Raw genomic sequence first — 24,439 nt, 5'->3', positions numbered from 1 at the left:
TGCGCCACGGGAGGCGCCAGCGTCCATCACCAGCAAGGAGTGTTTCATGAGTACCGTCGAGATGTATCGATTGTTGCGGGCCACCGTCGTGTCGTTGACTGTGCTCGGCGCGGCTCTGGCGGGTACGCCGGCTCTCGCCGAGGCCGACCATCAGAACGCGGGTAAGAGCATCCCCGTCGTGTCCGTCGGTCCGCAATACGACACGACGCATGTGTATGTCGCGAGCCAGGACATCGACGCGTTCGTCGACAGCTTTGTCGCGACGTTTGGAGGCAAGGCTTCGCCACGCGCCGTGTTCACGGTCACGCCGACGCCGAGCAAGACGGCTTCGCAATACGTGCAGACGCCTGTCGGCATGTTGTCGGTGTTCGCGTTCCAGACGCCGATACCCTATCCGTTCGGCAGCGAGCGCACGGGCTATCTCGTCACCGACATGGACAAAGCCGTTCGCGCGGCGCGTGCAGCGGGTGCGGACGTGATCGTCGATACATTCGATGACCCGATCGGCAAGGACGCGATCATTCAGTGGCCAGGCGGGCTGAACATGCAGTTGTACTGGCATACGAAGGCGCCGTCGTACGGTCCGCTCGCAACGGTGCCGGACAATCGCGTCTACGTGTCCGCGCAATCCGCGGACAACTTCATCAAGCGCTTTGTGCACTTCTCGCGCGGCAAGGTCGTGTCCGACAACCGCCATGCGGATGGCAGCGAAATCGGCCGGCCCGGGGAGACGATCCGGCGCGTGCGCATCACTTCCGGCTTCGGCAATATGCTCGTGTTCGTGACCGACGGCAAGCTGCCTTACCCGTTCGGCCGCGAGATGACGGGTTATCAGGTCGCCGATCTCGACGCGACGCTCGCGAAAGCGCAGGGCGTCGGTGTCAAAGTGCTGGCGCCCGCGAATCGCATGGTCGAAGGGCGCACCGCTATGGTCGAGTTTCCCGGCGGCTATCTTGCCGAGATTCACGAATTGACGAAGTGACGGTGTGCCGATCGATGCGACGCGCGATGTCGAAGGCGGCTGCCAGCGCTGCGTTCGCCGTATGCGGATTGACGGAGGGCACGAACGCATTCGCCGCTGATAGCACAGCGAATGCGGCAACCGCCGTCGCGCCTCAATGCACGGCGAAGCGGCCGTCGTCGCTGTCGTTCAATCGCTGGCAGGAAGACTGGTCGGCTCTCGCGAATCCATGCGTGCCGCGCCAGCGGTTCGATGCGCTCAAGTACATGCCGCTCGCCGGCGATCCGTCGACGTATCTTTCGCTCGGCGCGAATCTGCGCGAGCGCTTCGAGTTGAACAACACGCCGCTCTTCGGGCTGGGCAGTGCAGGGCCGGACAGCTATGTTATCCAACGGGCCGAAGTGCATGCCGATGCGCGCATCGGACAGCATGTGCAAGCGTTCTTTCAGCTCATAGATGCGCGGCCCTTCGGCAAGGACTCCGTCTCGCCCGTCGACAAGAATCCGCTCGATATCGAGCAGGCGTTCGTCGCATTCGTCTATGGCGTAGGCGGTGGCACGTTCAAGGCGCGGATCGGCCGCCAGGAGATGGCGTTCGACTTGCAGCGGTTCGTCTCCGTGCGCGACGGGCCGAACGTTCGCCAGGCGTTCGACGCGCTGTGGGCCGACTATGAAATCGACAGGTGGCGTTTCATCGGCTATATGACGCAACCGGTGCAGTACCGCGACGTCACGGTCTTCGACGATGTGTCGAACCGGCATCTCACGTTCAGTGGTGTGCGCGTGGAACGCGCGAACGTGGGGCCGGGCGATCTGTCCGCGTACTGGTCGCTCTACAACCGCGATAACGCGCACTTTCTCGACGCGACAGGCACCGAGCATCGCGATGTGTTCGATGTGCATTATGCGGGCAAGGTCGCCCCGTTCGACTGGGACGCGGAAACGATGGTGCAGACGGGGCACGTCGGCAACGACACTATCGGTGCGTGGGCGTTCGGGCTGCTGGGCGGTTATACATTCGCGTCGGTGGCGGGCTCGCCGCGTCTCGGCGTGCAGGTGGATGGCGCATCGGGCGACCGGCATCCCGGCGACGGACGCGTCGAAACGTTCAATCCGCTATTTCCCAACGGCTACTACTTCACGCTGGCGGGGTACACGGGCTATAGCAACCTGCTTCACGTAAAGCCGTCGATAACGTTCAAGGTATCGTCCAAGGTCACGCTACTGACGGCGCTCGGTTTCCAGTGGCGCGCGACGACGGCCGACGCGATCTACGGTCAGGGGATGGCTGTGGTGCCCGGCACGGCAGGGAAGGGAACACGCTGGACAGGCATGTATGCGCAGATTCGCGCCGACTGGCTCGTCAGCTCGCACGTTGCGCTCGCGCTCGAAGCGGTGCACTTCGAAGTCGGCGATTCGATTCGTGCACTAGGGGCACGCAACGCGGATTACGTGGGTGTCGAAGCGAAGTTCGGGTGGTGAGCGTGTCTTCGATCGGCCTTGGCTCCGCGGGCCATGGTGGCAAATACGGCGACGTTGACGAAGAGCCGGATTTGAACCGTCAAAGAGCTTCCTCCAAAGGGAAGTCCTGCATGACTGTGGCCAGAATCATCGCTTCGATGTTTCGTGGTGCGGGATTACGACGCCTGGGCCGATACACGGCGTCGCCTGTTGCGATGGCCTGGCCACTCAGGGCGCAAACGCCGGCTTTCTTCGCGATGCAACGCCGCCAGATCTGTTCGCCGTAGCAGCAGGAGGTCGGATCGCTCCACGCGACAGTCGCCGAGGTCTGACCATTGCGCTCCAGAATCCGGATGGCACATGTCGAAGAGCCGCCTTCACCGTACACCGGGCGGATGCGACTGGACCCGATGGGCAGCCGCGTTTCGCCTTTGCTCGAGAGGAGCGTCATCGTCGACTGCCAGGTTCCGTCTGCTTTAGTGGGAGCTTGCATGGCGAGGTTCCTCGATTTTCGTTAGACAAACGAGCCAACGCTCGGCCTTGGCTTGATGATAGGTAACCGGTTTGCGGGCTGCCATTACATGAATGTGGAGTGCTTCCGGATTTGACCAGGAAGAGGAACTCCGATCGCGAGGTCTCGCGTGATCTCCTCGTTCGGCTGTCCTTGAGCGATCAGGCTCACGATCGTGCGCTCCCTTGCACCTGGCGATTCCCGATGCTGCGGCGACCTGCCGGGCTGATAGCGATCGCACGCACTATTCAGACACACATTGAGAATGCCGCGGACTGCCGCTTGAGTGTGGCTGCTGCCCATCCCCCATCCCCCATCGCCGCAGGCGCGTCTCCCCCGAAAGGGGGATGTTGCGCCGCGTCGTCGCGGGAGACCATGCACACAACGGATGGGCATTGAAGCACGGACCGGACGACGGGCAGTGCGCAGGCCCATCGCTGCGGCGTGGCCACCGGAGACTTCTCCGGAACCGCCACATTCCCCGGCACCGGATACGCCCTCTCGCTCAGAGACTCGACAGCCGCATGGACCCGCATTGCACTGCATGTGCCGGAGTCCAACCAGGAGCTGCAGTCGCAGTCACAGCGCCAGCACGTTCGTTCATCGAATCTGTCCGCCCGATATTTTTAGACCTATTGCCGTGTTAGCCAACGTACCGAGAATTAGCAGTGATCTGCGGGAAAAGACCGTTTCGCTCGCAGCCGATCTATCTCTTGTGGTCGAACGTGCACTTGGGATACTGAAGTCGCTCGATGGATACAAGCTGCTTTCTCCCTCTGCAATGCGGGACCTCGAGGATTCGGTCGCGCTGTCAGCCAAAGTGTGGTTCGAGACGCTTTTGTCGGGCGAACCTCCGTCGGCTCGGGATATGGCCGTCTTCCGCGAAATCGGACAAAGAGGCGAGCATCAGCGTGTACCGCTAAGCAGCTTGCTGCAGGCGTTGCGCTACGGCCTGCGAGAAATCTGGAGCACCTACATCGCACTGGGTGAGCTGGACGGAAGGCTCACCAAAGAGCTGCTGTTCGACGTCTCGCTATATCTTTTCGACTATTTCGATCTCATTGCTCAGATCATTGTCCGCACTTATCTGGCCGACGACGATCGCCAGCTCCGGTTGCCCGATTGCGTCATCGCACTCGAAGAAGGCGCACGTCGGTCTGAACGCGGCCGGCGCGAACTTCTGAAGCTACTCGACCAGTTGTCGCGCGAGCGACACTTGTTGTCCAGGTTCGAGATTGATCGCGCTCGCGAGCAACGCCGCAACGAGCCAGCCGACGCGCGCGTGATGCAGTTCTTTGGCCTCGAAGTCGACATTGACGACGGCGCGAAACTGGCGGAGGCGTTGCGCGGTGCCCAGGAGAAGCTTGCGCAGGCGTCGCGGATCGCAGCGGTCGCCGAATTGTCCGCTTCAATCGCCCATGAGATCAATCAGCCGCTGCAGGCGGTTGTCGCGCATGGGCGCGCATGCCTGCGATGGCTCTCCGCGGAGCCGCCAAACATTGAACAAGCCAGACTCTCCGCCGAGCACGTCGTGCGCGACGGCAATGCCGCGGCGGACGTGGTAAGCCGCATTCGAGCACTTTTCAAGCATACGGCTCCTGAAATGATCGATCTCGATATCAACAAACTGATACTTCAGGCATGCACGCTGATGGCTGATGATATTCAGCGAAACGCGGTTTCGCTCGAAACAACGCTAGCCGAAGACGTGCCGAAAATCCGGGCCGACGCGGTGCAGATCCAGCAGGTGCTCGTCAATCTCGTTCGCAACGCCATCGAGGCATTGGCGGCAACGACGGAACGGCCGAAGCTGCTATTGATCCGCTCGCGTCGCGACGGGCAAAGCGTGGTGATCGATGTCGAGGATCGCGGTACCGGGTTTGCCGACTTCGAGAAGATATTTGAACCATTTTTCACCACGAAACAAACAGGCATGGGCATCGGGCTGGCGATCTGCCGAACGATCGTCGAAGCACACGCTGGTCGCATTTGGGCCGCGCGCAATGAGATCCGCGGTGTCACGTTCAGCTTCAGCCTTCCGATCCAGAGCTCAAACGCTGCAAGGGATGGCCGATAGCGTGGCGCCTGAATGCGGCCATTGGTGAGTGCCAAGGTCACAGGCGACCCGAGTGAGAATACGGAAAACGACTTCTGCCCAGCTGCGCAGCCCGGCAATCCGTCGAGCCGTGTACGGAACGACCACGAGCCTGGCACGCAATTTTACGTCCTTGTTTCTTGCGGCGACATTGCATATTCATGTGATGCGGAATGCCTCTTTTGGCATTAATGTGACAAACTGCTATGCGTACAATCACTTGATCCCGCTGACTGGTATAGGCAGGAACGGTGCTTCTGAAGCTGTTTGCCTCGCTACCCCCGACGCCTGAAACCCCAGGCAGGCACGTCGCCGTATTTGCAAGGTGTGACATTGATCCGAGCCACAGGGACGACTTTGAAACGACACATGTCACCTGCCAGAGGCAGGTGTTCGAAGCGTGCAATCGGCATGGCCGTGATTGCGGCAACCCTGATGTCGGGGTGCGTGAACTCACCGTCGATTGGCGTGCTTGGCGCGTACTTTCCCGACTGGCTGTTCTGTATCGTCGCGGGCGTCGTGCTCGCGGTCGTCATCCATCTGATTGTCAGGCGGTCGCAGGCCAGCCATCTGATAGGGCCTGCCGCCGTGGTGTATCCCACGCTGGTCACTTTCCTTGCCCTCGCTGTCTGGTTGATGTTCTTCCAACATTGAATCTCCATCGGGTGGGTGAATGGCGAGCGTAGCCAGCAAAACATCGAAGAAAAAGTGGCCGGCCATCATCCTGGTCGTGGTGACGCTGTTGCTGCTTGTCTACGTCATCCGACTGTTGGACCGCGCGCCGCGTACCGACGATGCCTATGTCTATGCGGATACGATCGACGTCGTGCCCGAGGTCAACGGACGCATCGTTGAACTCGCCGTGCGCGACAATCAGGCGGTGAAGCAGGGCGATCTGCTGTTCCGCATCGATCCGCGTCCCTATCAGGATGCACTGACGCGAGGCAACGCGTCCCTCGTCGCGCTCGACCGTCAGATCGAGCTGACCCAGCGCACGGTCAATGCGCAGCAGTACAACGCGCAGTCGGTGCGCGCGGCCGTCGAGCGCGCGCGAGCCGCGGCCAGCCAGGCGTCCGATACGCTGCACCGCATGGAGCCGCTGCTGTCACACGATTATGTGTCGGCGGAAGACGTCGACCGCGCGCGCACCGCGCAACGCGCCACGCAGGCCGAACTCAGCGCCGCGCAACTGCAGGCGCAACAGGCGGCCGCGGCTGTGAGCGGCGTCGATGCGCTGGTCGCGCAACGTGCCGTCATCATGGCGGAGATCGCGCTTGCCGAACTGAACCTGGAATATGCGACGGTGCGTGCGCCGTTCGACGGGCGCATTGCGTCCTTGAAGACATCGACAGGCCAGTTCGCAACGGCGCTCAAACCTGTCTTCACGCTGATCGACACACGCCACTGGTACGTGGTTGCGAACTTTCGCGAGACCGAACTCAAGGGCATCCGCACGGGCACGCCCGCCACGGTCTACCTGATGAGCGATACCGGCCAGCGCTTCCAGGGCACGGTCGATTCGATCAGTTATGGCGTCGCGCCTGATGAAGCCGGCCTTGCATTGCCCGGTGGATTGCCGCGCATTCAACGCACGCTTAACTGGGTTCATGTATCGCAGCGCTTCCCAGTGAAGATCCGGGTCGACAATCCGAACCCGGAGTTGTTTCGCGTCGGAACCTCGGCGGTGGCCGTGCTGGAGCCCGGGCGCGGCAACCATGGCGAGCGCCAGTGAGGAGCCCATGACCGCCGCCGACTACCTGCCCGAAACGCTGCGCGATGCAGGCGACTTCCTGAAGCGCGAGCTTGCGCCATATCCTGGGCGGCTCAACGTGATGTTGCGTTGCATCCTGACGAGCGCCATCGTGATCGTCGCGTCGATGACGCTTGAAGTGCCGGAGCTCGCGCTGTCGTTGCTGGTGGTGTTTTTCGTGACGCAGTCGAACGTCGTGTTGACGCGCCTGGTCGGCATACTGTTCATCGTCGGATCGACGTTTGCCATCGGCCTGTCGATCCTGCTGCTGAAATTCACCTTCGACTATCCGTTGCTGCGCATCGTGATCGCGAGTCTGCTGTTCTTCGGCAGCGTGTACCTCATGCGGGTGCTGAAGATCGGCGTCGTGTTCTTCATCGTCGCGATCGTCGTGATCTACGTGCAGAGCTTTGTCGACCAGACCGACCAGGCTGACCTGCTGATCCGGGCGGTGTTGTGGGTGTGGATTGCCGTCAACTATCCGATCGCGTTGACGCTCGTGGTCAATACGTTGTTGCTGCCCGCTGAGCCGCAGTTGCAGCTCAAGGCGGAAATCCATCGGCAACTGACGGCGCTGGAAACGCGTCTTACGCAACTGATCGACGACACGACGCACACCGAGCCGATCACGCTGGCGGCCGTCCAGCAAGGCGCGCTGACGCTGCAAAAGCTGCTGCGCTTTGCCACCATGCGCGACGCCTTCTATCGCGAGCATCAGGCGCTGGAACTGGCGTGCATTGCGACCGTGTCGCGCCTCTATCGCGCCGCGCGTGAACTGCCGCCCGCGCGGCCGGGAGCGACGTCAGCGCATCTGGCGATGTTGCGCGAGTTGCGCGTGAACTGCCGCGCGCTCGATGAATCGGTGATGTCCGGCGAGCCGTATCGCTACGCCAGCACGGCGACACCTGAAGAGCGCGCTGCCGCCGACACGATTCCCGCTGCAGGCGAATTGCAACGGGCGCTGCATGCATTCGCCGACCTGGCCTCAGGCGGTGCCGAACCCGGCAAACCGCCCGCAAGCGAGCCAATGGTCGCGACGGACGCGTGGACCAATCCGGCGTATGCGCGCTTTTCGCTCAAGACGCTGCTTGCCGTTCTGGTTTGCTACGTGTTCTACAACGCCGCTGACTGGCAGGGCGTCCACACGATCATGCTGACCTGCCTGATCGTCGCGCTGCCGAGCCTCGGCGCATCGACGCAGCGTGCGTTGTTGCGCGTGGGCGGGGCCGCCGTCGGCAGCGTGCTGGCGCTGTTCATGGTCGTGTTCGTCGTTCCGCATCTAGACGACATCGTCGGCCTGCTGCTGATGACGGTGCCTGTCGTCGCGCTCGGGGCGTGGATATCGGCGGGTTCGGAGAGGATCGGCTACGCCGGTCTTCAGGTGATGTTCACTTTCTCGCTTGCGGTGCTCGGAGAGTTCGGCCCAAGCTCGAATCTGACCGAAATCCGCGACCGGATGGTGGGCATTGTGCTGGGCATCGGCGTGGCGACCTTCGTGCAGATGTCGTTGTGGCGCGAAGGCGAGGGCGACGTGCTGCGGCAGAAGCTTGCCACGATGCTGCGCGCCATTGCTGCACAGTTGGGTCCTCCACAAGCGGGCGCCGTCCCACGGGACGAATTGCCCTACGCGCAGCGGCAGTTGCAGGCGTGGGCCGCGCTGGCCGATTGCGAAGCGACGCTGTCGCGCGTCGCGCTCGAGCCCGACTGGCAGGAAGTGGAACAGGCCCAGCTGACCCTGCGCGCGCAAACCGTCCTCGCGCAGGGGCGCGAGGTCATGCTCGCTGGCGATGCGTTGCGCAGCAGGCTGACGGCGCTTGCGGGGTCGTCGAGCCCGCAAGCGGTCGATGCAGCGCTAGCGACACAGGAACAGGCCTGCGTCGAACTCAAGCGGTATGCGGACGAACTTGCGGCCAACCCGCCCGACGCCCGCACGCCGCGACGTATCGGGATCACTGCGCGAACTGTGGAACCGGTCGACGGCGGGCTCATCGCCGCAGCGGACGAACTGTCGCGGCAGATCGCGGGATTGCCGGACTGGCGGGTCGATACACCCGTCGCGGCGATCGCATCACCGGCCATACGAACATGAGTGTGCGAACGGGCGTACGCGACTGGCGATGGCGTCGATGCTTTCTATGCGTCGCGTGGGTGTCGTCCGTACTGCCGGGTTGTGCGCTGATCCATCATAACGGCACGCCCTACTCGGAGATCGCGCCCGAGCAGATCAACCTCGCGAACGATATCCATCTCGCGCGCGACGGCTGGCCCGCCGCGCACTGGTGGACGCGCTATCGCGATGCGCAGCTAGACGCGCTGATCGATCAGGCGCTCGCCAACGCGCCGACGATGGTGATTGCGCGCACGCGCGTCGCGCAGGCCAAGTCGGATGTGGCGCTTGTCGCAGCGGGGTCGAATCTCCAGGTGGCGGCGCTGGCGTCGCTGGATCGCGAGCATGTTTCCGCGAACGGCTTTCTCGGCCCGTTCGCGATGAACCAACCGGAATTGGGGCTGACGGGGCCGTGGTACACCGAGGGCATCGTCGGCCTCGGCGCAAGCCTGGACGTCGATCTCTGGGGCAAGCAGCGCGCGCAGATTGCCGCGTCGCTCGGCGTGAGCAATGCGCGGCTTGCCGAGGCGTCCGCTGTCGAACTCGAAATCTCGACGGATGTCGCGCAGCTCTACTACGGCATTCAAACCACTTATCAGCTGATCGATCTGCTGAACGAATCGCATGAGGTAGCGGTGTTCGCGGTGCAGGCACACGAAGCGCGTGGGGCTCGCGGTCTGGAAGCCCGCACGCAGCTCGAAGAGGCACGGGCGCAGCAACTGGCCATCGAACGGCAGATCGTGTCGGCGCAAGGGCAGATCAGGCAGCTCCGCGAGTCGATACGGGCGCTGGTCGGCGCGGGTCCCGACGGCCTGCCCGCCATCGAACCGATCGCGCTACCGCGCTCGCAGGCGGCCCTGCCGGCGACGCTCTCGTACGAACTGCTTGCCCGGCGGCCCGACCTGCAGGCGATGCGTTGGTACGTGGAGGCATCGTTCAGCCGGATCGACGCGGCAAAGGCGGCGTTCTACCCAAGCTTCGACATCAAGGCGTTCTTCGGCTTCAACGCACTGCATCTCGCGGACCTCTTCACGCATGCAAGCCAGCAGATCAATCTGATTCCGGGTCTGACCTTGCCGATCTTCGACGGCGGCAGGCTCAACGCGAACCTGAGCGGCGCGCGCGAGGGCAGCAACCTGCTGATCGAGCAGTACAACCAGGCCGTTCTCAACGCGGTACGCGATGTCGCGCAGACCGGCAGCCGCTTGCAGGACCTCGATGCGGAGACCGCATTGCAGAAGCAACGGATCGAATCGGTTGCGTTCGCGAGGGACAGCGTCGAAGCCCATTATCAACGCGGACTGACGAACCGGCTCGCGGCGCTCGAAGCACGCCAGCCCGTGATCGCCGAACAGGTGGCGCTGCTCACGCTCAACGGTCAGGTGCTCAGCCAGGAGATTGCGTTGACGAAGGCGCTCGGCGGCGGCTATCGCGCCGACGCACCCGTCGAACTGAAGCCGCGTTGAACGGCGCGGGTACAGCGTTCAGAATTGCTGCGCACGCAGCGATTTGATTTCCGCGCGGCACACGTCGCCGAACGTGCCGAGAATATCGATCGAGCCATCCGCGAGCATCTCGCGAATCTGGATGAAAGTCTTGTCTTGCGCGAGGTAGGTGTCCACGATCTTGCGTCCGATCATGTCGGCCTCTGCCACGACTTCGTGCGACGACTGGACGCGCATGCGGCTGATTTTCGCGTAGAGATCGCCGAGTGCGGCGAGATCGGGCTCGGTGTGTTGCAGCGCGTGCACGTAGCAGTTCGTCGCTTCCTCGATGAACGCCTTGTACAGCTCCTGCCGCCAGGTGAGGTCATGCGCGAGCCACTCCGCACGAACCTGGGTGCGTTGGGTCAGCCAGGAGGCAAGAACCGAGGTCAGGCCGCCGATGGCGGCGCCGACCAGTGCAGCCAGCGCGGAAACAACCGATGCGTTCATGGAGCATGCTCTCAAGGCTAGTCACGGTCGTCCATATTAGCGCCCGTGCGTGTATTTTTCCTGATATGAACGCGCCCCAGCGCTGCGCACCCACGCTCGGGCCTTGTTCAGGGCCCGGAAAGCGTCATGGACCGCCGGCAAAGATAAAAATCGGGTCCCTCCCGCATCCCCCCTCCCGCTCCCCCGTTCAGGGGATATTTCCAGAGCGCGTTCGCCCCGATCATTGACGTATCGGGACAACACTGTAAGCCGACGCAGCGATGAAGCCGTGTTTGCCCGCCATCCAGTTCAGAACTCAAGGAGATTCAGATGCGGGACGATGTCAAGGCCTCCGCGCCCACGGCCTACGCTTATCCATTGCTGATCAAGCAACTGCTGCACACGCCATTCGTTCAGGCGCCGAATCAGGAGATCGTGTACCGCGGACAGGTGCGGATGACCTATACGACACTGCGCGAGCGCATCGCGCGGCTCGCTAACGGGTTGAGCCACCTCGGCGCGCGGCACGGCAGCACCGTCGCCGTGATGGACTGGGACAGTCACCGTTATCTTGAGTGCTATTTCGCGGTTCCAATGATGGGTGCCGTCCTGCAGACGGTCAATGTGCGCCTGTCACCGGATGAGATCGCCTACACGATCAATCACGCCGTAGCGGAGATACTGTTCGTTCACACCGATTTTCTGCCCCTCGTCGAGGCGATCAAGGACCAGCTCGAAACGGTGCGCACCTTCGTCTGGATCGACGAGGAGGGCAGCGAGGTCGTTGAGCACTCGATTCCGTTCTCCGCCGAATATGAAGCCATGCTTGCCGCGAGTTCGGACCATTACGAATTCCCGGACTTTGACGAGAATACGCGCGCAACGACGTTTTACACGACGGGGACAACGGGCCTGCCCAAGGGCGTCTATTTTTCGCATCGTCAACTGGTCCTGCACACCATTACCGTCATGGCGGCGTTGTCGAGCCCCGAATCCGGACAGCGCCTTCACCGCGGCGATGTCTATATGCCGCTCACACCCATGTTCCACGTCCACGCATGGGGCATGCCCTACATCGCCACCGTGCTGGGTGTGAAGCAGGTCTATCCGGGCCGCTATCTGCCGGATCGGCTGGTGCAGCTCGTGCGCGACGAGCGCGTGACGTTCTCGCATTGCGTCAGCACGATTTTGCACATGATGCTCAGTTGTCCCGAAGCGAAGTCCGCCGACTTCAGCAAGTGGAAGATCGTCATTGGAGGCGGGGCGCTGACGCACGGGCTCGCGCGTGCCGCGCTCGATCGCGGCATCGACATCTTCGGCGGCTACGGCATGTCCGAAACGTGTCCCGTGCTGAGTCTGGCGCAATTGCCGCCCGGCGCCGAGTCGCTCGACGAGGATGAGCAGTTGCGCCTGCGCTGCACGACGGGCCTGCCGATACCGCTTGTCGATCTGCGCATCGTTAATGAAAACATGGAGGAGGCCATCCACGACGGCAAAGCGTATGGAGAAGTCGTCGTGCGCGCGCCCTGGCTGACTCAGGGCTACCTGAACAATCCCGAGGCTACCGCTCACCTTTGGAGCGGCGGCTACCTGCACACGCAGGACATTGCGAACATCGGCCCGACAGGAAGCATCCAGATCACGGACCGTCTCAAGGACGTGATCAAGTCGGGAGGCGAATGGATCTCATCGCTCGAAATCGAAAGTCTGATTTCGCTGTTTCCAGGCGTGGCCGAAGTCGCCGTCATCGGAATCAGCGATGAGAAATGGGGGGAACGGCCGGTGGCGTTGGTGGTGCTCAGTGAGGGCGTCGTGGCCACCGAGGACGACATCAAGCGTCATGTGCTGAGCTTCAGTGCGTCGGGACGGATCTCGAAGTACGCGGTGCCGCAAATCGTCAAGTTCGTCGACGGGCTGGAGAAGACGAGCGTCGGCAAGATGAACAAGAAGTGGTTGCGCGCGCAGTTCGCCTGACCGGTTACGAGGAGCAAACACGATGAGCATCAGTGAATACAGCATTACCACGATCGAGGAATTCGTCGGCCGTGAATTGGGTGTGTCGAATTGGGTCGTCGTCGACCAGGCGCGTATCGACGCCTTCGCGCAATGCACGGGCGACACGCAGTGGATCCACGTGGATGTCGAGCGCGCGAGACACCAGAGCCCATTCGGCGGGACCATTGCACACGGCTATCTGACGCTTTCGCTGCTGGCGGCGCTGGCAATCGAGATCGGCATCATTCCCAAGGACGCTTCCGCTGGCCTCAACTACGGGCTGGACAAGGTGCGCTTCATGACGCCTGTGAAAGCCGGAGCGCGTGTGCGAAACCGCGTGACGCTGTTGGCGGTGGAGAGAAAGGGCGCAGGCAAGGCCATCGTCAAGACGATGAACGAGTTGCAGATCGACGGCGAGGATAAACCGGCGCTGATCGCGGAGACGCTGGCGATGCTAGTCGCGTAACCGAACGCGTTTGACCAGGCTGAATAAGACGTTTGAGGAGCAGCAAGATGGCGGTAAGTACTGAAAACCTGTCGCGAAGCGAACAGTCGGACGATCTCGCGGCGTCTGCCACGGAAGGCATGTTGGGCCCCAACCCGTTTGTCGGGCTGCGTCCGTGTGACGTTCTCGCCACCGCGCAACAGATCGGCGCGCAGGCTTTGCGGCAACCCGCTCTGGTCGTCGAGCAGGAAGCGAAGCTGGCCCGCGAGTTGATCGCCGTGCTGAGCGGCAATGGGCAATGCACGCCGCCGCAAGGAGACAAGCGCTTCGGCGACGCGGCCTGGCAGGACAATTCGCTGTACCGCATGACACTGCAAGGCTATTTCGCGTGGCGCGACGCGCTTGCCGGGTTTGTCGATCGCTCCGCGCTCGACCCGAAGTCCAAGGAACGTGCGCAGTTCGTGCTGTCGCTGTTCACCGACGCGCTGTCGCCGACCAACACGCTGCTCGGCAACCCCGCGGCCATCAAGAAGATTGTCGATTCCGGTGGCGCGAGCCTGCTTGGCGGGATCAGGAACGCCGTGACGGACCTGCTAAAGAATCAGGGCATGCCGGCGCAGGTCGACAAGACGGCCTTCGAGGTGGGCAAGAATCTTGGCACGTCGCGCGGTGCCGTGGTGTTTCGCAATGAGGTGCTGGAACTGATCCAGTACGCACCGACGACCACGCACGTCTACGGTCGCCCGCAACTGATTGTGCCGCCTCAGATCAACAAGTTCTATGTGTTCGATCTTTCCGAGGGCAAGAGCATCGTCGACTATCTGGTGAAGAGCGAGTTCCAGGTCTTCGTGGTGAGCTGGCGCAATCCCACCGCGGCGCAATCTCACTGGGATCTCGATACCTATGTCACGGCACTGCTCGAAGCGATCGCGGCGGTACGCGACATCACGGGCAGTGACGATGTCAATCTGCACGGCGCATGCTCCGGCGCGATGACCATCTCGGCATTGCTTGGACATCTGGCGAGCCGCGGCGAAAAATCCGTCAACGCTGCCACGCTGATGGTGGCCGTACTGGACAATACGGCGGATTCGCAACTCGGTCTTTTCGCGACCCCCGAGGCAATCGCGGCGGCCAAGCAAGCCAGCACGTCACGGGGCGTGCTCGCCGGTGAAGAGATGGGCCGCGTGTTCGCATGGATGAGACCCAACGATCTGGTGTGGAACTACTGGGTCAACAACTACCTGATGGGCAAGACGCCGCCCGCGTTCGACATCCTGTACTGGAACAACGACACGACGCGCTTGCCCGCCAGGCTGCACGGCCAGTTGCTCGACATTTTCACGGGCAACCTGTTCACGAAGCCCCGCGCGCTGAGCATCCTCGGCACGCCGATCGACCTGTCCGAGGTGACGTGCGACAAGTACGTGGTGGCCGGCATCACCGATCACATCACGCCCTGGAAGGGTGTCTACAACACGGCTCGGCTGTTCGGCGGCGATACGCGGTTCGTGCTGAGTTCGAGCGGCCACATCCAGAGTCTGATCAACCCGCCGGGCAATCCGAAGGCGAAGTTCTACCTCAATCCTGAACTGGCCACCCATGCCGACGCATGGCTCGCGAGCGCACAGGCCGAGAAGGATTCGTGGTGGAGCGACTGGCGAGACTGGCTGTCCGCGCGTTCTGGCGAACGGCGCGGCGCGCCGGCAGTGCTCGGCAACGAGCGGCATCCATCGCTAGCGGGGGCGCCCGGAACCTACGTCATGCAAGCCTGACGCACGAAATGCCGACGGCATCGTGGCCGTCATTAACTCAACCTGCCTTGTCTGGAGAATCAACTATGGAATCAACCGATCCCAACAGCCTTTTTGCTGAATACATCAAGCTCATCAAGCAGTTCAAGCTGCCAGGCATCGACGTGAGCACCGTTCTGGAATCGCGCCGCAAGGACATCGAGGCGCTCGCTGCCGCCAACACGACGGCGTTGACAGGCATGCAGTCGCTCGGACAGAAACAGATGGAGATTCTCAGCGCGACGATGACGCGGCTGCAATCGCTGGTCGCGCAGCAGAGCGGAGCGCAGAGCAAGCCGGCCGCGGGCGAAGCGATGCAACAGGCGTTGCACAAGGCGCTGGCGGACATGCAGGAACTCGCCGAAACGGCGTACCGCGCCCAGGCCGACAGCTACGCGGTGATCTCGAAGCGCGTCGCCGAGAACGTCGAGGAGTTGAAGGCGCTCCTGCAACCCGCCAGGTGACGCAACGGCGTCGCCCGATGCCGATACCATGACGAAGTGCGTTGCGAGGAGGGGTGTCCGGATGAGAGAAATGAATAACAGTACCGAGTCTGTCAGCAGCATGGAAATCCAGATGATCGATCTGGACGGCCAGATTGTGCGCGCCGGCATCCGGCATGGCAGTGACGCCTCGCCGCCGCTTGTCATCTTCAATGGCATTGGCGCCAATCTGGAACTGGTCGAGCCGTTCGTCGAAGCACTGGAGGATGTCAGCGTCATCATTTTCGACATTCCCGGCGTGGGCGGCTCACCGGCGCCTCTCGCGCCTTATCGTTTTTCGACACTCTCCGTGCTGACCGACAAGCTGTTGCGGCGGCTTGGACATGACGGACCTGTCGATGTGCTCGGCGTATCGTGGGGCGGCGCGCTTGCGCAGCAGTTCGCGCGGCAATATCCCGATCGCTGCCGCAGACTGATCCTCGCCGCGACTTCGCCGGGTGTCCTGATGATGCCGGCCAAAATCTCCGTTCTGTCGAAGCTGATGGGGCCGAGGCGTTATACCGATCCGTCCTACCTGCAACGGGTCGGGCCGGAGATCTACGGCGGCGCCTACCGGCGCGATCCCGGCTTGCTCAGGGAGCACAGCCGCCATATTCAGCCGCCGCGCGGTCGCGGATACCTTTATCAGTTGATGGCGGCGTGGGGTTGGACCAGTCTGCATTGGCTCTGCACGTTGCGCCAGCCGACGCTCGTCATGCACGGCAACGACGATCCCATCGTGCCGCTGTCCAACGCAAAAATTCTTGCGGCGCGCATCCGCAATGCGGTGCTGTATGTGATTGACGACGGTCATCTGTTTCTCATCACGCGAGCGAAAGATGTCGCGCCCGTCGTCCGCAAGTTTCTCCGTCAGGAGGGGAATTGAACTGCCGGACTCGCGACGATCGAAGCGTGAGCCGCGCCTCGCCCGCCACCGGCGAGAATCACAAGGCACTTCGTTTGACCCGTATGCGGTGGGCCGCGACGTGTCTGCTCGCCGGCACGATCGCGCTGTTGCTCGTGTGCGTCCTTTATCAGTCGGAATATCCGTGGCTTGCCTGGCTGCGATCGTTTGCCGAGGCGGGCACGGTCGGCGCGATCGCGGACTGGTATGCGGTGGTTGCCCTTTTTCGGCATCCCTTTGGTCTGCCGATCCCGCATACGGCGATCATCCCGCGGAATCAGCAACGCATCGCCGACAGCCTTGGCCATTTCGTCGAAGAGAATTTTCTGGCCCCGGAGCTGATCACCGGAAGACTGAAGAATCACAACGCCGCCAAGGCGCTGTCGCAATTGCTGGCTGAGAGGGCAAATAGCGAGGCCGTCGCGGATGCCATTGTCGAGTCCCTGCCCGGATTGCTGAACGCAATCGACGACGAGGAGGGGGCGCGACTCTTCGATCGAATCGTGATACCACGGCTGCGAACGCTCGATGTATCTCGCGCCGCCGCCCACGTGCTGCAGATTCTCGCGGAAGGCGATCGCCACCAGCCACTGGTCGATCGTGGACTTCATGCGTTGGAGCAGTGGCTCACCGACAACTCGGGCTTGTTGAAGGCGAAGTTCAGCGAGGCTTCGCGATACACGCCCGCCAGATTAGATGCTTACATCGTCGAGCGATTCGTCGAGGGCATCGTCACGCTCGTGCATGAAGTGGTCGACAACCCGGATCATGCGCTGCGTCGGCAGTTCGACGGCGCGTTGCAGGATCTCGTCGCGCAGTTGCGGACCTCTGGCGAATACCGGCGCTTCGGCAAGTCGCTGATGCGGGACTGCATCCGGCATTTCAGGAATGGAGACTATTACCGCGTGCTGCTGGACCACGTCCGAACATGCATCGTTGACGACCGCGACCCCAGACGACCGGCCGCGCGCGGCATCGCGACCGTTTTGCTCGTCTCGCTGGGCAAGGCAATTGCGAGCGCGCCCGCGATGCAGCACAAGCTGAATGCATGGTGGCTGGAGCTCGCCCACTCGCTGGTCGTGCGCTATCGGGGACAACTGCCGGCGCTGATCACCGAGGTCGTGAAAAGCTGGAACGCACAGGAGGTCAGCCGGAAGATCGAAGCGGAAATCGGTCGTGACTTGCAATACGTCCGTATCAACGGCACGCTGGTTGGCGGCATGGCAGGTGTGCTGCTTCATGCTGCCGCGTTTATCGTAGCGAGGTGAACCCGTGCGCCGCGCAACGCGCGGTCTGCTAGCTATTGCACAGCAGCCCCAACGCTTGCGCGCGTGACACGGCATGCGCGCGTTTGTCGACCGCCAGCTTCACGAAAATGCTCTTCACGTGGGATTTGACCGTTTCAGGTGCGATCCCGAGACTGCGTGCGATTTCCTTGTTCGACAGCCCTTGCGCGATCAACCCGACGATCTCGCGTTCCCGCGCGCTCAGCGATTCGCGTTCGGCGTCGCGCTGAGGTTGGCTGTCGGGCTGATAGAGCGCGCGCCAGCCATCGAACAGACGATCGGTGTGATTCGCCACCTCCTTGGTCTGCGCTGTGTTACGTGTATCGTCGCGCACCGCCTGCAATAGCGTCCCGATTTCAGGACCCTGGTCGAGGATGGACTGGTAAATGCCTGCGTGTGCGGCCACTTTCACGACCTCGCCAAACACCTCGATCGCCTCGCGAGTTTGGCCCCCGCCCATCCAGGCGAGTGCGAGCGTGGTGCGCAGGCGTAATGCGAGGTAGTCGCCGTGACGGCTTTCGGCGCTGCGCCGTGCAACGCTCAACGATTGGACGGCTTCGTGCGTCCGGTTCTGCGCTATCGCCACACAGGCCCCGGCGAGCGAGCGATAGTTGTCGATCTCCGCTGAGACAGGAGGGGACGATTGCGGGCCTCGGGCCGCGAGTTCATCGAGTTCGGAAACGCACGCCGAGGCTTCCGCCATTCTTCCTTCGGTGATATGCAGCCGCGTGCGTTCGACGAGCACCGCCGCAATCAGGCGATGCCAACCGCGCCTGTGGCCGAGGGCTCGCGCGCGTTCGAGCAACGTGTATGCCTGCGCGGCGTTCGAGCGAGCCACCGCAATCCGGATGAGCAGACGATACGCGATCAGCACGCTATCCAGCATGACGGCCAGATCGACAATTGGCATCAGATCGAGGAGGAGTGCCTCGGCCTCATCCAGACGGCCCTGCTCATACCGGAGCTGCGCGATCATTGGCGCGCATAAGGCGGCGGAGATGGACTGCGGCCCGGAGTAACGCTCGGCCAGATCCATTGACTCCATGAAATACCGCTCGGCGAGCACAAAGTGCATCTGCTGCATTTCCGCGTGGCCGAGCACGCACAGCCGATACACCGAAGAGAACACATTGCGTTGGTCTTCCTCGATCGAATAGGGAACCCAGGGCGTCGCATAAAGCGCTTCGAGGTTGCCCGCTTTCCAGTGTCCGAACCGCACGACGTTGGACACGACGTTGGTGGTCCAGACATCGGCCGACGGCCGGTCGAGACAAGCCTGCGCCATCGCGAGCGCACGTTGCGAATCGTCTTGCAAGGCAGCCACGACCGCGCGGATCGCCTGACATTCCCAGCGCATGCGTTCGGTTTCGGCGCCTGTGCTGGCGGCGGCGTCGCGCTCCAGCGCATCGAGCATCGCAAGCGCATCGTCAAAGCGTAATGCCAGCGCCATGCCCCAGGCGATCGCCAGCCTGACCTGCACCTGTTGTCGCATCAGGTGCGCCGGGAACTGGCGCTGCCAGCCCAGCAGCGTGAGCAGATCGCCTTTCGTGACGAGCGACATCGCGCAGCGGGCCATCAGCGAGATGGCTTCGTCGGTCGCGCCTGCTGCGATGGCGTGTCTGACAGCGTCCGTCCATTGCTCCTGTTGCGCGTACCACTGACACGCGCGGCGGTGCACGTCCGCCACCTCGTCGCGGTACTGTGTTTCAAACCGTTGGCACAGGTAGTCGCGCATCAGATGGTGATAGCGGAACCAGTGCCCTTCGACGTCCATCGGCTCCAGCAGAAGCTGGCGCGCGGTGATCGCTTCCAGCATGCTCTGGCTGCGCTCGACGCCCGTCACCGCCTCGCACAGCGAGGCGGTCAGCCGGTCGAGCATCGCCGTGCGCAGCATGAACTCGACCATTGTCGCGGGCAGATGTTTCAGCATGTCTTCGAGGTAGGCGGCGAACGGCCGGGACGCGCCGGATGGCGTGCCTGCTTCCGAACCCGGTTTGTGCTCTTCCCGTACCAGCACCGAGGCCGAAATGCGTAGCGCCGCGGCCCAGCCCTCGGTGCTCGCGAACAGCGACTTGATCGTGCCGGCACCCAGCTTGCCCGGACACTCGCGTTCGATGAAGCAACGGGTCTCTTCGAAGTTGAAGCGCAGCGCCGTTGCGTCGATCTCCAGCAGTTCGTTCCTCGCCCGCAAGCGCGCGAGCGGAAGCGTGGAATCGACACGGGTGCACACCACCACATGCACGTGCGACGGCGCGTGCTCGATGAAGTACGCCACGACATCGTGAATGACGGAAAGGCTGATCAGGTGATAGTCGTCGAGGAAGAGATAGACCTCGTCGTCGACTTCGACCAGCTCGTTGATCAGCGTCGCCACGATGCATTGCGCGGGGACAAGGGAGGCTTCGGCGGTCAGGCCGATCGCCGACGCACCGACGTTGCCGCAAGCCTGTCGCAATGCCTGCGCGAGATGGTTGAGAAAGCGGGCGGGTTCGTCGTCGTCCGTGTCGAGCGAGAGCCATGCAACGTGCGCGCCGCTCGTCCGTAAGTGCTTGAGCCACGCGAGCGCCAGCGACGTCTTTCCGAAGCCCGCGGGCGCCTTGATGACGGTGAGCCGCTTGTCTTCTGCATACGCCGCCAGCTCGATCAGCCGCGGGCGATCGATCAACCCGCTCGGCAAGCGTGGCGGAAGCAGCTTCGTGGCCAGAAGCGGCGGGGGTATGCATGGCGCGATCACATCGGTCAGTTGCATCGGCGGCTCCGGACACTCGGGGCGACTCTGGCTGCCCTCCCCCGTCCGGGCGATCGCGCTCCCCTATACGGGGGATATTGCGCAGTGCCGCGCGGAGTCACCATGGATTCCATAGAGGAGATCAAAGTGCAGCCGGAAAACGGTCCAGTGCGCGGGTCGCCGCTCATGGCAGCTGGCTGGGCGCGTGCCCGTGCGGCGCACTGTTCACCCGATGATACGCCAACCGCCTCCAAGGAGGAGACATGTCTACCGCACCGAATCATGTTGCGACGCACAAGCTCGGCCCGCTCGGCGCGGAGCCGGAGATGTCCGAGATGAGCCAGATGGTCCAGCGGACGGTCCATCGGTACGCGCAGGAAGTGATGCGTCCCGTGGGTATCAAGCTGGACCGCATGACGCCTGACGAGGTGATCGCGTCGGGCTCGCCGTACTGGGAGGCTCGCGAAAAATTCATCGGGCTCGGCTTCGGCGTCGACGGGCTGCTCGAACTCGAACCCGCCGAGCGGGCGAAGACGATGAGCATCCTCTTCGAAGAATTGGGCTGGGGCGATGCCGGGCTCGCGATCACGCACGGCGCAGGGCTGCTGCCCGCGCTGATGACCGCCGCATACGGCAATGCGTTCTGCCGGTCGCTCGCGCCGGATGAAAAGCTGGGTTGCTGGGCGATTACGGAGCCCGATCACGGTTCCGACATGCTCGACGCGAACGGCATGATCCTTCACCCGCAAGGCGCGTACGGTCGACCCAACTGCGTAGCGACGTTGCGTGGCGATGAAGTGATCATCAACGGACAAAAGGCGGCGTGGGTGTCCAATGGCGTCGTCGCGGACGTGTGCATTCTCTACTGCGCCGCGGACAGCGGCGCCGGCGTCGAGACGAAACGCGGCGCGGTGGTGATCGTTCCGCTCGATGCCAAAGGCGTGTCGCGCGGCAAGCCGCTCGACAAGGTCGGCCAGCGCTCGCTCAACCAGGGTGAACTCTTCTTCGAAGACGTCAGGCTGTCCAGGGACCACATCCTTGCCGGACCCGACCAGTACCTCGATGCCGTCTACGCCATTCACACGTTTGCCAACGCAATCATGGCCACGGTGTTCACGGGCACGGCACGCGCCGCGTTCGAGCTGGCGCTCGCCTACGCACATGAACGCAAGCAGGGCGGCTTGCCGATCATCCGGCATCAGTCGGTCGCGTCGCGGCTCTTTCACATGTTCCGCAAAGTGGAGGCGGCGCGTGCGCTCGCGCAGCGCGTCGTGCACTACAACTTCACCGCGCCGAAGCCGTCGCTGCATGCGGCGATGACGGCGAAGATCACGGCGACCCAGACCGCCTTCGAAGTTGCCAATGATGCGCTGCAGATCTTCTGCGGCAACGGCCTGACACGCGAATACCCGATCGAGAAGATCTGGCGCGATGCCCGCGCGTCGCTGATCGAAGACGGCTGCAACGAGGTCCTTGCGATCAAGGGCGGCTACTACCTGATCGACCCGGAACTGCTTTGAACGGGACGCGGCGCTCGCACATTCCAATGGAACTGGAAGGAGACGATGAAATGGCAACGGCATACGACGTGGTGCTTTATGGCGCAAGTGGATACACGGGCAAGTTGACGGCGTGGAAGCTCGCCGAGCGTGGCATTCCCTTCATCGCCGCGGGGCGCAGCAAGGAGCGGCTGGAAGAGGAGATGGCGAAGGTGCCCGAACTGGCCGGACATGACTACAAGTGCGTCGGGGTGCAGCATGAAACGGCTGCACTCACTGAACTTTTCAAGGGCAAAAAGGCGGTCGTCAACATCGTTGGGCCGTTCATGCAGTTGGGACGGCCAGTGGTCGAAGCGAGCCTCGCGGCGGGTTGCCACTACTTCGACACGACGGGCGAAACCGACTGGATGTCGCTGCTCAAGCACTCCTACGGCGAGGCATTTGCGGCGAAAGGTCTGGCGCTGTGTCCGGGCAACTCGTACATGTGGGCCGAAGGCAACCTGGCCGCTGAGATTGCATTGGAGACGCCGGGCATCGACACGCTCGACCTGGTCTATCTCGGCGATTCCGAAGTGAGCGTCGCCTCGACGATGTCGTTTCTGCGGATGTGCACGAAGCCGCAGTTTTTCCTGCGCAACAACGAACTGATGCAATGGCCGTGGGCGACACCGTATCAGGTTCACGTGCCGGGAGAACACATGCTGCTGAATGCCTTGCCGTGGGGCGGCGGTGGCGAGCCGATCTGGTACGCAGACGATCCGCGCGTGCGCAATTGCCAGACGCTCGTGTCGTTCAGGAACCAGGAGCGCTTTAACGCCGTGGTCGGCCTGCTGAAGAAGTTCGAGGCCGAGTGTCGCCCGCTCGACGCCACCAGACAGGAAGAGGTCACCAACGAGTGGGGCAAGGCCGTGACCCAGGTCGAGCCCGCGCGCGAGAACCCCGACGTCAACCGCTGCACGCTCTCGTGTCAGGGGCGGGGCAATACGAATTCGGTCAGCGTCATTCTGCGCGGCAATTCGCCGTATGCGCAGACGGGTGTGCTGGGCGCGGAAGCCGTGCGCCGCGTGTTGCGAGGGCAACTGCGTGCAGCCGGCTTTGCTTCGCCGGCACAAGCGTTCGGCGCACGCAGCCTCGTCGCCGCACTGGCGGAAGAAGGCTATCTGGCCTACGAGGTGAAAAGCGTCTGACAGCGGCGGCGGGCGCTGCGCGCTCGCGGCACCGGGAACTCGATGGTGGAGACATGAAATGAGCGGCGAAGTGTACATCGCGGGCGTCGGCATGACGCCATTCGGCAAGCATCTGGATACGAGCGTGAAGCAGCTCACGCGCGCGGCGGTCAACGGCGCGCTCGCGGACGCGGGCTGTGACAGCAGGCAACTGCAGGGAGCGTTTTTCGGCAATTCCACGCAGGGGCATATGGAGGGTCAGCAGATGATCCGCGGCCAGCTCGCGTTGCGTGCGATGGGCATCGACAGGATACCGGTGATCAACGTCGAGAATGCGTGCGCGAGTGCGAGTACCGCGTTTCACCTCGCGGTGAACTACGTCAGGGCCGGTGCCGCCGACATCGTACTGGCGGTGGGCGCGGAGAAGATGTTCTCACCGGACAAGGCGCGCACGTTCAGCGCATTCGACGGTGCGTGGGACGTGCACGACACGGAGAACGGCAAGCGCAGGCTGATGGAAATGGGCTACGGCATCGAGCCGCCCGATGGCAGCGTCTCGGCGAAGCCCTACAGCGTATTCATGGATATCTACGCATCGATGGGCCGCATGCACATGCGCGAGTTCGGCACTACCCAGCGGCAGTTCGCCGCCGTGTCGGCCAAGAACCACCAGCACTCGGTCCACAATCCGCTCGCGCAATATCGGCAGGCTTACTCGATCGACGAGATCCTCGGCGCGCCGCCGATCACCTATCCGCTCACGCTGCCGATGTGCTCACCTGTCAGCGACGGGGCGGCGGCGGCGATCGTGTGCAGCGAGGCCGGGCTCGACATGCTCAAGGGACGGCGCTCGCGGGCGATTCGTGTTCTCGCATCCGTGCTTCAGACGGGAACCGATCGGCCGGCCGCGGCGCTCGACCAGCATCTGGTCCGGCTGGGTTCATCGAGCGCCTATGAGCAGGCTGGCGTGGCACCGCGGGACGTGTCGGTGGCCGAGGTACACGATGCGACGGCGATCGGCGAAATCATCCAGTCCGAGGTGCTCGGCTTATGCGAGCCGGGGATGGGCGGCATCTGCGCCGAACGGGGCGATACCTCGATCGGAGGACGGATTCCGATCAATCCGTCCGGCGGCCTCGAATCGAAAGGACATCCGATAGGTGCCACCGGGTTGGGCCAGATTCATGAACTCGTCACGCAGCTGCGGGGCGACGCGGGAGCTCGCCAGGTGGAAGGCGCGCGCATCGCGATCGCCGAAAACGGCGGCGGTCTGTGCGGGGTGGAGGAGGCCGTTGCGTGCATCACGATTCTGGGTCGATGAGGCTCGAAGGTTCGCGCAACGTA

Annotated in this window: 19 protein-coding genes; 16 read left to right on the top strand and 3 right to left on the bottom strand. The window is 62.9% G+C overall.

What is annotated here, in order from left to right; all coding sequences use genetic code 11:
- Positions 1-46: 46 nt before the first annotated feature.
- Positions 47-982 carry a VOC family protein gene (locus P0D89_RS08890; protein ID WP_408359883.1) on the top strand — a complete coding sequence of 312 codons (936 nt, stop codon included), beginning with the start codon at positions 47-49 and terminating at the stop codon, positions 980-982.
- 14 nt (positions 983-996) lie between these two features.
- Positions 997-2,442, top strand: coding sequence for an alginate export family protein (locus P0D89_RS08885; protein ID WP_408376425.1), 1,446 nt, complete (start codon positions 997-999; stop codon positions 2,440-2,442).
- A gap of 79 nt (positions 2,443-2,521) precedes the next feature.
- On the opposite strand, the gene P0D89_RS08880 is transcribed toward P0D89_RS08885, so the two are convergent.
- The gene (locus P0D89_RS08880; protein WP_408359879.1) at positions 2,522-2,914 is read right to left on the bottom strand and encodes a DUF3331 domain-containing protein; all 393 of its coding nucleotides are present in this window, start codon (positions 2,912-2,914) and stop codon (positions 2,522-2,524) included.
- A gap of 658 nt (positions 2,915-3,572) precedes the next feature.
- On the opposite strand from P0D89_RS08880, the gene P0D89_RS08875 reads away from it, so the two are divergent.
- The 5 genes from P0D89_RS08875 to P0D89_RS08855 all read left to right on the top strand — a co-directional run bounded on the left by P0D89_RS08875 (position 3,573) and on the right by P0D89_RS08855 (position 10,350).
- Entirely contained in the window at positions 3,573-5,009 is a 1,437-nt protein-coding gene (locus tag P0D89_RS08875; RefSeq protein WP_494478161.1) for an ATP-binding protein, read from the top strand.
- 387 nt (positions 5,010-5,396) lie between these two features.
- The gene (locus tag P0D89_RS08870) at positions 5,397-5,681 is read left to right on the top strand and encodes a YtcA family lipoprotein (RefSeq protein ID WP_408359875.1); all 285 of its coding nucleotides are present in this window, start codon (positions 5,397-5,399) and stop codon (positions 5,679-5,681) included.
- 19 nt (positions 5,682-5,700) lie between these two features.
- A complete protein-coding gene (mdtN, locus tag P0D89_RS08865; protein WP_408359873.1) occupies positions 5,701-6,759 on the top strand; it encodes a multidrug transporter subunit MdtN in 1,059 nt (352 codons plus the stop codon).
- A gap of 7 nt (positions 6,760-6,766) precedes the next feature.
- Positions 6,767-8,866: an FUSC family protein gene (locus P0D89_RS08860; RefSeq protein WP_408359871.1), complete on the top strand. Its 2,100-nt coding sequence runs from the start codon at positions 6,767-6,769 to the stop codon at positions 8,864-8,866.
- A complete protein-coding gene (locus P0D89_RS08855) occupies positions 8,863-10,350 on the top strand; it encodes an MdtP family multidrug efflux transporter outer membrane subunit (protein WP_408359869.1) in 1,488 nt (495 codons plus the stop codon). The genes P0D89_RS08860 and P0D89_RS08855 overlap by 4 nt, the downstream gene beginning before the upstream one ends.
- 18 nt (positions 10,351-10,368) lie before the next feature.
- Here the strand turns inward: P0D89_RS08855 and P0D89_RS08850 are convergent, their stop codons facing one another.
- Positions 10,369-10,818: a hypothetical protein gene (locus tag P0D89_RS08850; protein ID WP_408359867.1), complete on the bottom strand. Its 450-nt coding sequence runs from the start codon at positions 10,816-10,818 to the stop codon at positions 10,369-10,371.
- A 309-nt stretch (positions 10,819-11,127) separates the two neighbouring features.
- Between P0D89_RS08850 and P0D89_RS08845 the strand changes: the two genes are divergently transcribed.
- The 6 genes from P0D89_RS08845 to P0D89_RS08820 all read left to right on the top strand — a co-directional run bounded on the left by P0D89_RS08845 (position 11,128) and on the right by P0D89_RS08820 (position 17,684).
- A complete protein-coding gene (locus tag P0D89_RS08845) occupies positions 11,128-12,771 on the top strand; it encodes a fatty acid--CoA ligase (protein WP_408376424.1) in 1,644 nt (547 codons plus the stop codon).
- A gap of 22 nt (positions 12,772-12,793) precedes the next feature.
- Positions 12,794-13,258: a MaoC family dehydratase gene (locus tag P0D89_RS08840; RefSeq protein ID WP_408370814.1), complete on the top strand. Its 465-nt coding sequence runs from the start codon at positions 12,794-12,796 to the stop codon at positions 13,256-13,258.
- Between the two features lie 47 nt (positions 13,259-13,305).
- Positions 13,306-15,012, top strand: a complete 1,707-nt coding sequence (locus P0D89_RS08835) for an alpha/beta fold hydrolase (protein ID WP_408370812.1) — start codon at positions 13,306-13,308, stop codon at positions 15,010-15,012.
- Between the two features lie 65 nt (positions 15,013-15,077).
- Entirely contained in the window at positions 15,078-15,494 is a 417-nt protein-coding gene (locus P0D89_RS08830; RefSeq protein WP_408370810.1) for a phasin family protein, read from the top strand.
- A gap of 70 nt (positions 15,495-15,564) precedes the next feature.
- Positions 15,565-16,398 (top strand): poly(3-hydroxyalkanoate) depolymerase, encoded by an 834-nt coding sequence (gene phaZ, locus P0D89_RS08825; RefSeq protein WP_408376423.1) that lies wholly within the window; start codon positions 15,565-15,567, stop codon positions 16,396-16,398.
- Positions 16,399-16,424: 26 nt separating this feature from the next.
- A complete protein-coding gene (locus P0D89_RS08820) occupies positions 16,425-17,684 on the top strand; it encodes a DUF445 domain-containing protein (RefSeq protein WP_408369963.1) in 1,260 nt (419 codons plus the stop codon).
- Between the two features lie 28 nt (positions 17,685-17,712).
- Here the strand turns inward: P0D89_RS08820 and P0D89_RS08815 are convergent, their stop codons facing one another.
- Positions 17,713-20,451, bottom strand: a complete 2,739-nt coding sequence (locus tag P0D89_RS08815) for a winged helix-turn-helix domain-containing protein (protein WP_408369960.1) — start codon at positions 20,449-20,451, stop codon at positions 17,713-17,715.
- Positions 20,452-20,693: 242 nt separating this feature from the next.
- Here P0D89_RS08815 and P0D89_RS08810 point away from each other — a divergent pair, with 242 nt between their 5' ends.
- The 3 genes from P0D89_RS08810 to P0D89_RS08800 are packed head-to-tail and all read left to right on the top strand — an operon-like array spanning position 20,694 to position 24,416.
- On the top strand, positions 20,694-21,950 hold the full coding sequence (locus tag P0D89_RS08810) for an acyl-CoA dehydrogenase family protein (RefSeq protein ID WP_408369958.1): 1,257 nt from the start codon (positions 20,694-20,696) through the stop codon (positions 21,948-21,950).
- A 50-nt stretch (positions 21,951-22,000) separates the two neighbouring features.
- On the top strand, positions 22,001-23,116 hold the full coding sequence (locus P0D89_RS08805) for a saccharopine dehydrogenase family protein (RefSeq protein WP_408369955.1): 1,116 nt from the start codon (positions 22,001-22,003) through the stop codon (positions 23,114-23,116).
- A 58-nt stretch (positions 23,117-23,174) separates the two neighbouring features.
- Positions 23,175-24,416 carry a thiolase family protein gene (locus P0D89_RS08800; RefSeq protein WP_408369952.1) on the top strand — a complete coding sequence of 414 codons (1,242 nt, stop codon included), beginning with the start codon at positions 23,175-23,177 and terminating at the stop codon, positions 24,414-24,416.
- Positions 24,417-24,439 lie beyond the last annotated feature (23 nt).

It is taken from the genome of Paraburkholderia sp. RL18-085-BIA-A (assembly GCF_046027075.1).
Taxonomy (GTDB): domain Bacteria; phylum Pseudomonadota; class Gammaproteobacteria; order Burkholderiales; family Burkholderiaceae; genus Paraburkholderia.
Note: the sequence above shows the minus strand (reverse complement) of the source record. Positions and strands in the feature narration are given on the sequence as shown.